Origin of the sequence: Psychrobacter sp. FME13 (assembly GCF_014861395.1) — a bacterium.
In the GTDB taxonomy this organism is placed as follows: Bacteria; Pseudomonadota; Gammaproteobacteria; order Pseudomonadales; family Moraxellaceae; genus Psychrobacter.
The window spans coordinates 1-11,588 of record NZ_RRYV01000099.1; the positions used below are offsets into that span (position 1 = coordinate 1).

The following is an 11,588-nucleotide window of genomic DNA, read 5'->3' on the forward strand; positions in this document are numbered from 1 at the left end:
CTTCTATGTCAATTATGGCTATGTCTGATGCCAGCATACTTTTTAGAACACCACCGGATATTAAATAGAGTAAAATCGCTATAAAAAGTGACAGCATGAACTTCGTTTGCAGTATTAGCTATAAATAAGCATGCAACAAAAAGCCCCAACAGTGTGTTGGGGCTTTTTGGTTACTAGGATGTGTTGGACGAAACAGCTTTATCGATTGCCGTCTATTTATCTATATTATCACCTACACTATTATCCATGTTCTTCGGCTCAGTATCTTTAGCGATATCAACCTCAGAGTTGGTCGTCATGTCTTTACCAGAGTCAGGAAAGCGATTAGGATCGAGCGTGCCTTTCTTGGTTTTAGGCGCATTACCGTTGCCGTTGGCACTGCTACTGGCAGATGCTTTAGTCTTGGATACAGCGGTTGAATTTGCTGACATCACTCCTGTATTGACCACAGAATCAGGCACTGTTTTTGTCTCGTCTGTCGCCGTGGTTGGTGAGTGCGTCGGTTCAGTATTGTTGCTTGGTTTGGTGGCTGTCTCACTGGCGCCATTTTGTTTAGCGACATCACTATTGTTATCATCATCAGCTGTTTGTTCAGAATTGTCATCGACCGGCTCATTTTCTTTACGCTTTTCAGGCGCTTTTGAGCTGGACTCAAAGCTGGCATCAGCGGCCATCCGTGCCTGTTCTTGCTTAGGCGTGACATCGACTGGTTTTGGCTGTACTTCATCCTCTATTACCAGTGAGATAAGCTTGCGATCACGTGGTACCGTACCATCGAACTTGTCGGTGATGACATGCAATTTGCCTTCTTTGTCTATGGTGTATAGCGGCACAAACTGCTTGTTATCCGCTTTGTATTGTTCAAAGCTGTAGCTATCGGTAATATTGGTGATTTTGATGCGAGCCTTTTTAGACAGCATGCTAGCCAGCTTGGTGTACGTTGCGTCTTTGCCAAACAGCCACTGCGATTGAAAGTTTGACTGCTTGTCTTCACGCTCGCTTTTGACTTTTTCATCACTGAATTTGAGGCGATATAGTTTACGCTCACCGAACTCATGACGATAATGAATCTCGGACAAGGTATTCATCTCTTTATCCATACTCATGGCAAACAGACGACCGATACCGATAAGGTCAAGGTTGTGATCGGCATGGTCAGAGATGGGGTTACCAAAATAAGTACGCAAACCACTCATGCGTGCACGGGCGATATTGGTATAGTTGTTGTGCGCAACGATGACATCAAAGCCTTGGTCTTTTAGAGATGTGGCTATCAATAACGCGATAGGGTTGGAGCCGACGATGAGGATACCATTGGTTTCAGGCTCACGGACACCAAGTAAATTACCGACCATTTTTGAGCCAATACCTTGAATCATAACTGTGCCAATGATGACCATAAATACTAAGGGTACGAGTAGCTCAACACCTTGAATATCGTACTCTTGTAGACGAATGGCAAACAGTGATGAAATAGCTGCAGCGACGATACCGCGTGGCCCAATCCAGCTAATCATTAGTTTTTCGCTAGTCTTCAAGTTTGAACCGATAGCCGATGCCCACACAGACAATGGACGTGCTACAAACATGACGATAGCGAGTAGTACCAATCCTGCAAAGCCGACACTCATTAAGCTTGCCAGCTCTACACGAGCAGCAAGAATGATAAAGAGTACAGAGATAAGTAGGATGGTTAAGGATTCATTAAACTCTAAGATAGTCTCACGCGGGAATTTTGGCCAGTTTGCTAAGGCCACGCCCAATACTGTGACGGTCAACAGACCAGACTCATGCTCTAAGTGGTTGGATATTGAAAACAAGACCAACACAAAGGCTAGTGTGAAGACATTGCGCAAAAACTCAGGAATCATATGGCGACGCATGAGAAATGCGAGCAGCCAAGCACCAGCCATCCCAAGGGCAGTTGCTAGTACGACGATTTTGGCAAACAGTAAGATACTGCTAGCTTCACCGCCAGAAATAATATATTCATAGACCAATACCACGGCGATTGCGCCGATTGGATCGATGATAATACCTTCCCATTTTAGGATGTTTGATATCGTCTTGTTTGGCCGTACACTGCGCAGTAGTGGCATAATAACTGTTGGACCAGTCACGCAGACCAGTGCGCCGAATAGCAACGCAATCAATGGATCGACATCAAATAGTAAATAAGTCGATAATGCCACGATAGCAATGGTAATCAGGACACCGACCGACACTAGCATTTGTACGACTGTACCATGCTGCTTAATCTCATCGAACTCTAAGGTCAGAGAGCCTTCAAAAAGAATAATTGCCACACCCAAAGAAATAAAGGGAAACATAAGCTCCCCCAATATTAAATCAGGATCGAAGATACCCAGTACAGGGCCCACGATAATACCAATCAGTAATAAAAATAAAATGGACGGTTGCTTTAAATACCAAGCCAACCATTGGGCGGCAATGCCGATCCCAACCACGCCAGATAATAATAGGGCGGTATCCATAAATTGATCCTTTTATAATCTTGTCATATTTTATATCTATCAATAGCTCTTGAATAATTGCTATAAGCAGCACTATAAATGATTTGATATCACTCTTTGTAGAGGTATGTTTCTAGCAAAGCTAAATAGCAGCAATGATAATTATCATGAATCACAACATGAGCCAGATATGATATATATACTATAAAGTAGTAAAGACAAAAGCATGCCTAGATAAATAATACCACCTTCAAAAGTACGATTAGCGGTGTCAACATTGTTTGCTCTACTAACTTGTTATCGGTAGTAGGTTTACTTGTTTTCCTTGCTACTTATATTTTAAAAATGGTTTAAAGCGCCTCTAGATATGCAAAAGATGGAAAATAAGGGTGATAATAGCCAGTAGTAGAGTTTTCTAGCTAACTTTTGTTTAATTATAAAACTATTTAGCTTGCTATCATAACATGATTTTATCTCATACTTACTGAGGCTGACTGTACCACGATATAGATACTCACTATAAAACTGCTAAGACGTTAACCTCATCAGCTATAAGTCTTTGTCATTGTTGTGATGGGCTGATTATCGTACTGTGCGGTCATCTTGCATAGACTATTATGAAATAATTGGGCACGGGGTTATTTTGCATTATCGAAATGACGATAAAATAAAAGATAATGCTTATCATACAGTAGCGTTATTTATCATGCACCTAGCGAGTATCACCAAGTGATTGTCATTTAATAAATAATGAAAATGAAGTAGCGATGAAAGTCTTGCTAAAATAATCTGAGCGAAAGCCACATTATCTTATAATAGCCATTAATAACAGCCAAGACATGCCTATTAACAATAATAACGATTACTTATATGGAGGATGATATGTCTATTAATATGTTTACAGTACCATCTAAGCTCAAGATGCAGCATTGGTTACAGCGTAGTACCCTAGCGTTTGCTGTCAGTACATCGATGGTTGCTGGTATCACTGCCACAACGATGACTAGCGTTCAGGCGGCGGTCACTACAGCCGATTTTTCTGACTTAGTCCAACAAGTCACACCTGCAGTTGCTCGTGTCAATGTCACCAAAACCGTCAGCGAAGCTGAGCTTGCCAAGGCACAGACTGCTGAGTTGTTACGGCAGTTCTTTGGTGATCGTCTCAGTATTCCCGAACAAGCTACTATGCCAGCGATTGAGCATGCGTATGGCACAGCCTTTTTTGTGACCTCTGATGGTTATATGCTGACCAATCATCATGTGGTGGAGGGGGCGGATAAAATAACAGTCACGTTAAATGATAGAACAGAACTTGATGCAACCTTGGTCGGTAGTGATGAGCGTTCAGATGTGGCTGTATTGAAAGTGAAGGGCAGTCAGTATCCTGCGTTGCCAATCGGTGACTCAAATGCCATAAAAGTAGGAGAGCCCGTATTAGCCATTGGTTCACCCTTTGGTTTTGACTATTCAGCATCCGCAGGTATTGTCAGTGCCAAGTCGCGCAATTTTTCGCGTGAAACCAGCGTCCCATTTATTCAGACAGATGTGGCACTCAATCCTGGTAACTCAGGTGGACCATTATTCAACCAAAGTGGTGAGGTAATCGGTATCAACTCACGTATCTTTAGTGGTACGGGTGGTTATATGGGGCTGTCATTTTCAATACCGATAGATGCGGCGATAGATATCTATCAGCAGCTCAAAACCGATGGCGAAGTTGTGCGTGCCTATTTAGGTATTTATCCACAAGACATCGACCGCAATTTAGCCGAAGCTTATAAATTGGCTCGCCCTCAAGGTGCGTTATTGACACGAGTATCACCAGATTCACCTGCACAAAAGGCTGGTCTCAAACCTGGCGATATTATTTTGCAATACGATAATGTGCAGATTCAGCGGGCCTCAGATTTGTTAAATCTGCTCAATCGTGCCAAGCCGAACGATGCCTTCCGTGCACAGATTCAGCGTAATGGTAAACAGATGATAGTTAATGGTCAGCTTGCTTATGCCCCTGATGATGTCAGGGCGCAAGGCGGTGATCAGCAAAATGATGATGTACAGTTGGGCCTACGCCTACGCAATTTGACTACAGATGAGCAAGCTGAGATTGCGACAGACAATAAGACAGGTGTTTTGGTGACGACGGTTGATCCTACTGGACTGGCAGCACGTTCAGGTATATTAGCGGGTGATGTGATTACCAATTTTCACCAAAAACAAATTAAGGATGTCACGGATTTTTCAAGTGCCATTTCATCGTTACCTGAAAAAGGTGTAGTGACTATAGAGGTTATCCGTCAAGGTATTCCGGCTATTATTGGTTTGCGTATTGAGTAGGCAGTCATATAAGGATCGTTAATCTACAATGAAAGAGATGCTGTTATAACAGTATGAATGAACAAAGTATGACGCTGAGTGACGATAATTGTACTTGTCTATCATAGAGCTCGACCTCTATAATGGCTGATTTTTTATCATACGATTTAAGATGTGTCTTTAGTGAGAGGAATAGCCAAAGCACTACTAAGCTACTACAGCATTGTCTCTTTTAAAGGTACTACTGGCAAAATATGCAGTCGGCTGCCTTGTATCCATTTTAGAGTTTTTTGACTATATAATTATATTAATGAGTTAAATAATAGCCTTGTTAAATGATTATCTATTGAATAAATGACATGCCCTAATACGGATAAGCCGTTTGATAGCTTCATATCGTTACATAACCATCAGGTAATTATGACTGACCATGTTTTTTATATACTCTGTATTTCTACGTCAGCAGCACTGCTAGCGTATATCGTACTGTGGTCAGTATTACAAACGTTCAATGCTAGTGTCACCAAGCGCTTTATGCGTATTTGGGTTAAGCTGTTGCTTTATTATACAGCCTATACCATGCCCGTTTGGATCGTGTGGTTAGTGTTAGGTTGGTCGCAAGATGTGTTGCCAGTGCTTGCGCAGTTGTCCGCGTCATCCGTATTGATTGCCATATTAGTAATGGGACTGTACTTTTATGCCGCAGTGGTGCAACCCAATCGTTTACGAGTAGAGCATCATGCTGTTGATTTAAACTTATCAACGCCGCTGACAGTAGCTGTACTGGCTGATTTACGCATTGGGCTATATAGTGGCAAGCCGCGTCATATCCGTAAGCTCGTTGCTACTATCAACGAGCTATCAGTAGATGCAGTTTTAATTACTGGAGACTGGCTGTATTATCCAAGTGCCGACTTGGTTGGACAAATGATGTTGTTCAAAGCGGTTAATAAGCCTGTCTATACGGTAATGAGTACTTCGGATTTGTGCTATCAATCGATTAATACGACGAATCAAGGTCAACCCTTGTTAGAAGATACATTGGCTAAAGCGTTTGATGTGCTCGATATCAGTTATATCGGCCAGCAGTGCACCTCATTACCACTTAAGTGCATGGGTACTGTGGACAGTCGACCATTAACAAGCTCTTTGGGTGTTGCTATCGACACTCAAGAGTCCATCAGCCAAAAAGAGGTAGATACCAAATCAGTTGTCGCCGCACTCTGTGGCTGGCAAGATATGCCTAAAAAACTCACTGATAATGAGGATTCAAACACCGCGGCTAAAGTGGCACTTGGTGCCAACATCGCTAGTGCTACTAAGCCAGTGATTATTTTGGCATCACGATTTGATAGTCTTAGCGACTTACCAAAATCTTTGCAACCGCGACCTTTGCTGATTACAGGTGCTGCCAAAGCGTCGCAAAAATCCATGTGGTTGGGTCAAAGAAATCAAGAGGTTCATCGCAGAGATAAACGATCAACCATGCTGAATAATAGTCGTATGGGTCAGCAGCGTGGTTTATATCAACATGGAAATGCGCAGATATTTATCAGTAGTGGTATTGGCACGCGAGGGTTACCTTTTCGGTTGTATCGGCCTACTATCGATGTGTTGACGATTCGTTAATATTCACCAAAAGACTTATCAGTACTTATGCATTGCGCTAAACTAACTGTTAACGCATTAAGCTTAAATGACAAACCTATTTTTCAGAGGTTTTCAAAAAAGAAACCTTGACTCTAACAAGCTTTGGCAGGGTTTGGTACGCAATCATGGTATTGAATAACGATATTGAGAGTCAATTGATTGATAGCGGTCAAATCAAAATATGCTACACTAGCAGGCGTTTTTATTGTTATCTACCAATTGGATTGACAGTAAATAAAAATTGGCGTCCATGACGTTATTATGTATAAATAATTTAGTACCAACATCAAGCAAGATTTAGTCAGCAGCATCTATGAATGCATCCGTTAAGATATGCATTGTTAGCTATATAAACTGCAGACACTTGCAAACGACCTATCATGTGACAGCTTTGACAAAAGCTAGGATAATACAGTAAGGCACAGTTATGAGCACAGCATACGACGAGATTAAAACCCGACTACAAGGCTCAATGGTAGCTTTGGTAACGCCCATGCATCCTGACGGCACGGTCGACTATAAACGTCTGGCAGACCTCATAGATTGGCAGATTGAGCAAGGTACGCATTGCCTTGTTGCAGTTGGTACCACTGGTGAGTCAGCGACCCTATCTATGCAAGAGCATAGCGATGTGATTCGTTATTTTGTACAGCATGTCAAAGGTCGTGTACCTGTCATTGCTGGCACAGGTGCCAATAACACAATGGAAGCAATCAAACTGACTCAAGATGCTGCGGATGCTGGGGCAGACTGTGCATTGCTCGTTGCACCTTACTATAACAAGCCACCTCAAGAAGGCGTGTATCAACATTATAAAGCGATTGCTGAAGCGGTGAATATTCCGCAAATGTTGTACAATGTGCCAGGTCGTACAGTCGTTGATATTGCTCAAGAAACTGTAGAGCGTCTGGCTGATATTGAAAATATCGTGGCAATAAAAGATGCGACTGGTTCTGTCGAACGTGGCGAAAAATTGATCAAAGCGGTTGGTGATCGAATGGTTGTCCTATCTGGCGATGATGGTACTGCGCTTGAATTGATGAAAGTAGGTGGCAAAGGTAATATTTCAGTGACAGCTAACGTCGCACCGAAAGCAATGAGTGATACCTTTACGGCAGCGCTTCAAGGCGATTTTGAAGCGGCTAATAAAGCTCATGATGTGGTCAAGCATTTACATCGTGATTTATTTATCGAATCCAGCCCTATTCCGGTCAAATATGCATTAAATAAAATGGGTATGATAGATACTGGTATGCGTCTACCATTGGTTTGGTTAGCTGAGCAACATCATGCCACTATTGATGAAGCCTTAGTACGTGCAAACTTAATATAGATTCGTAAAAAACACCGTACCAAATGAGCAATGATTGCTAACTCAGAGAGACAATATGATGAAAATATCATCAACGACTACAAAAACATTCCCTGCGATGCTGACCTTAATATTGGGTAGTACCCTAGTATTGAGCGGTTGCCAAGCGACCAAAAACTTACTTGGTAAGCGTGATGACGGTAGCTTAACATACCAACAAAGTGCAAAGCTTGATCCCATAGAGCTACCAGCCGCTAAAGAAACAGCGCCTTTTGTGCCTTTGTACGCAACGCCTAACGCAGGTGAAAATACGCTTGAACTAAAGAATGAGTCGGGTAAGCAGTACCAATTACCACAACCTCAACGTACGGTAAGCACTCTTTCTAATTAAATATATTTCTCAATTTATACCGCTAGCTTGTTATGATTATTTGTTTCACTACGAGTGAATTTTTCATATCAGATGTAGCGGTAGCTGCGCGTTTTTACCACATAAGCTTGAACGAACAGGAAATTCTATAATGCAAAAGCAAAAACTGTTGTACAAAGGTAAAGCCAAATCTGTCTATGAAACAGAAGACGACGACCTTCTCATTCTACACTTCCGCGATGATACCTCAGCGCTTGACGGTAAGCGCATCGAACAGTTAGCACGCAAAGGTGTGGTCAACAATCGCTTCAATGCTTTTATTATGCAAAAGCTGGCTGATGCTGGCATTGAGACACACTTTGAAAAGCAACTCTCTCAAGACGAAGTATTGGTCAAGCGACTAGATATGATCCCGGTCGAGTGCGTGATGCGTAATTTCGCTGCCGGCAGCTTGGTTCGTCGTTTAGGATTAGAAGAAGGGCAGCCGTTGACGCCATCTACTTATGAATTGTTTTATAAAGATGACGCACTTGGTGATCCACTGGTGAATGAGTCACTATCATTGTCACTTGGTTGGGCCACTGAAGCACAGTTGGCAAGAATGGAAGAGTTGACTCATCAAGTTAATGATGTATTGAGCAAATTGTTTGATGCAGGCGATCTGATACTGGTTGATTTCAAGCTAGAGTTTGGTGTATTCCACGACCGTATCGTGTTGGGTGATGAGTTCTCCCCAGATGGTTGCCGTATTTGGGATAAGAGCACTAAGAAAAAGCTCGATAAAGATCGTTTCCGTCAATCATTGGGTGACGTAATCGAAGCTTACGAAGAAGTGGCGAACCGTATTGGTGTGCCATTAAACTAAGCAGTTATTAGGTCAAGCCGTTATTAGATTCCACAAAAAACTGAGCTTATCGCTCAGTTTTTTTATGCAAAAAATTAAAGTGGGCACTTGGTTTAGGTAGCAAAGTTTAGCTATCAAATACTTAGCTATATACTGGTAAGATGAATGTTGCGGGTTTTTAGAACTGAGCTTTTAGAGCCGAGTTTTTAAAATCAAATTTTTGAAATATTGGAATGATACTTCAAGTGCTATAAGTATCGAACTATCAGCTATGGTTCGATTTTAACGATGGTCTTGCTTTTTTCATTTGCTACTAACAACAGACCCTAACAAGTAAGGCACTCGATTTGAAAATTTTAATGGTGTTATTTTATGGCCTGAACAAGGGTGCTGGTGTTGAACGAGTAGGTTCTATGATTGCTAACGGCTTATCTGAAGTTGGCCATGACATAATATTGGCCAGTCTTGGGCCTTGTGATGAACCTTTTTTTCCTCTAAATGAAGATATCAAAGTCATTTCACTATTAGGCTCTGCGCGCACTAATTTTGCTCATACTCCTTATACTGTCTATAAAATAAGAAAGCTGTTAAAAGTAGAGCATGTTGACGTAATGATAGCCGTAGACACCAAATCCATTCCATATACTTTACCCGCAACGTTAGGCCTGAAAGTAAAGCACATAGGCTGGGAGCATTTTAACTTTGATCCCAACGAAGGTATCAGTCGAGACTCTATCGTCAGACATTTAGCGGCGCGATACTGTGATTCAGTGGTTACTTTAACCAAAAGAGATAAGGAGTATTGGCTAAAAAATACTCGTCATAAGTCACAAGTAACCGCTATAGCCAATCCTTGTCCATTTCCCATTCAAGAATATATCGAGGAAAATAAAAAAATAGTATTGGCGGTTGGTCGCCTACATAGAGAAAAAGGGTTTGATTTATTACTTGAAGCTTGGCTTCAGGTAGCTAGCATTCTGCCAGAATGGACATTAAAAATAGTTGGGGAGGGTGAAGAAAGAGCCCAGCTAACGAAGTTTATCGAAGCAAACCAAATAACCGAGAGTGTAGAGTTGGTTGGCGCGACTGATAATGTGGGTCACTATTATAGAGAGGCAGAGATATTTTGTCTGAGCTCTCGAGTAGAAGGGTTCGGTATGGTTTTAACGGAGGCTTTGTCTTTTGGTCTTCCTATTGTTAGTTTTGATTGTTGGCCTGGTCCCGCAGAAGTTTTAGAAGGTACGGGCTCTATTTTAGTTCCTGAAAATAATGTTGACCAACTTGCTTTAGCATTGATTGGTTTGATGCAAGATGATGAACAGAAAAAAACTATTAGCTTAAAAGGAAGAGAAAAAGTCGAAATCTATCAACCCGATCATATAATAAGCGAGTGGTTAGATCTACTTAACAGCTTTGAATGACTTAACGTAGAGTACTCATTAGCTGTATGAGCGGTTCAACATAAAAGTAAGAAAAGGTATCGCCCATGTCTACATCGATTATTTTAGAGCCATCATGGTTTACGCGTCCTACTTGTGTGGTCGCTGCCGACTTAATAGGCAAAGTACTGTGCCGCAAACTTATCGATAGCGACGGATCAGAAAAAATATTGCGTATGCGTATCTCTGAAACCGAAGCCTATATAGGTCAAAATGACCCTGCTTGCCATTCCCATGCAGGCACTCGAACGACACGCACAGAGATTATGTATCAGTCAGGTGGTGTATTCTATGTGTATTTGACCTACGGTGTTCATCACATGCTCAACTTAATTAGTGGGCAGTCTGAATCACCCGAATCGGTATTGATCCGCGCTGGGTTTTTGATTGATGAGAGCGATCGTTTGAGTGATGAGCAACACCTGATTCCTGCCAAACAGCTCAGCCACCCAAAACAGTTTTCTGGTCCTGGTAAGCTGACGAAGCGTTTGCAAATAGACCGAGATTTATATGGCAAACCTATTAGTCCAGCATCTGGCGTGTGGATAGAGGATGATAATTGTGCGCCGCCAGTATCATTACGCACGCGTATTGGGATTGACTACGCCGGAGATGCCAAAGACTGGCTATTGCGTTATATATGGACCGATCATGCTTCCTTGTCTAAGAACTAATAGATTAAGATTTAAACTTATTTTATGAGGTGAATCAATGTATAAGTTGACCGTTTTTATTCCTGATGAAGCGTTAGATGAAGTAAAGTCTGCTCTGTTTGCGGCTGGTGCTGGGAAAATTGGCGCCTATGAGCAGTGCTGTTGGCAAGTAAAGGGAACAGGCCAGTTCAAGCCATTGGCAGGTAGTAACCCGCATATCGGTACGCACGGTAGACTCGAAGCAGTTGAGGAGTGGCGAGTGGAGATGGTGGTTGATGAGTCATATATCGAGGCTGTGATTACAGCACTCAAAAGCAGTCACCCGTACGAAACGCCTGCTTACGATGTCATTAAGGTATTAGCGTTTTAAAATTAAAGCGCCAATATCATCAGACACAATAAACCATCAAGCTGAAATGGTTCTTATTTGGCATTGAGGTTGGGTTTAATGATAGCAAGGTATGATTAATTTTTTGGTGGTGTATCAGAAAGTATGCTGAGGAGATAAAAGGAGGGTGACAGCCAAAGCA

Annotated in this window: 9 protein-coding genes; 8 read left to right on the forward strand and 1 reads right to left on the reverse strand. The window is 42.0% G+C overall.

All coding sequences use genetic code 11. The annotated features are described in order from the left end of the window. Nucleotides 1-212: 212 nt before the first annotated feature. Nucleotides 213-2,495 (reverse strand): cation:proton antiporter, encoded by a 2,283-nt coding sequence (locus tag EI164_RS11160; protein ID WP_192520037.1) that lies wholly within the window; start codon nt 2,493-2,495, stop codon nt 213-215. An 849-nt stretch (nt 2,496-3,344) separates the two neighbouring features. Here EI164_RS11160 and EI164_RS11165 point away from each other — a divergent pair. The 8 genes from EI164_RS11165 to EI164_RS11200 all read left to right on the forward strand — a co-directional run bounded on the left by EI164_RS11165 (nt 3,345) and on the right by EI164_RS11200 (nt 11,428). Continuing rightward, nucleotides 3,345-4,811 carry a Do family serine endopeptidase gene (locus EI164_RS11165; RefSeq protein WP_413038459.1) on the forward strand — a complete coding sequence of 489 codons (1,467 nt, stop codon included), beginning with the start codon at nt 3,345-3,347 and terminating at the stop codon, nt 4,809-4,811. Between the two features lie 399 nt (nt 4,812-5,210). Further along, entirely contained in the window at nt 5,211-6,419 is a 1,209-nt protein-coding gene (locus EI164_RS11170) for a hypothetical protein (protein ID WP_192520038.1), read from the forward strand. 448 nt (nt 6,420-6,867) lie between these two features. Next, a complete protein-coding gene (dapA, locus tag EI164_RS11175; RefSeq protein ID WP_192520039.1) occupies nt 6,868-7,773 on the forward strand; it encodes a 4-hydroxy-tetrahydrodipicolinate synthase in 906 nt (301 codons plus the stop codon). A gap of 55 nt (nt 7,774-7,828) precedes the next feature. Next, on the forward strand, nt 7,829-8,143 hold the full coding sequence (locus EI164_RS11180; protein WP_225739244.1) for a hypothetical protein: 315 nt from the start codon (nt 7,829-7,831) through the stop codon (nt 8,141-8,143). Between the two features lie 130 nt (nt 8,144-8,273). Next, entirely contained in the window at nt 8,274-8,987 is a 714-nt protein-coding gene (purC, locus tag EI164_RS11185) for a phosphoribosylaminoimidazolesuccinocarboxamide synthase (RefSeq protein ID WP_192520041.1), read from the forward strand. Nucleotides 8,988-9,313: 326 nt separating this feature from the next. After that, a complete protein-coding gene (locus EI164_RS11190; protein WP_225739245.1) occupies nt 9,314-10,387 on the forward strand; it encodes a glycosyltransferase family 4 protein in 1,074 nt (357 codons plus the stop codon). A 65-nt stretch (nt 10,388-10,452) separates the two neighbouring features. Beyond that, complete coding sequence (locus tag EI164_RS11195) at nt 10,453-11,079, forward strand: DNA-3-methyladenine glycosylase (protein WP_192520042.1); 627 nt, start codon at nt 10,453-10,455, stop codon at nt 11,077-11,079. 37 nt (nt 11,080-11,116) lie between these two features. Further along, on the forward strand, nt 11,117-11,428 hold the full coding sequence (locus EI164_RS11200; RefSeq protein WP_192520043.1) for an NGG1p interacting factor NIF3: 312 nt from the start codon (nt 11,117-11,119) through the stop codon (nt 11,426-11,428). The last annotated feature ends 160 nt before the right edge of the window (nt 11,429-11,588 follow it).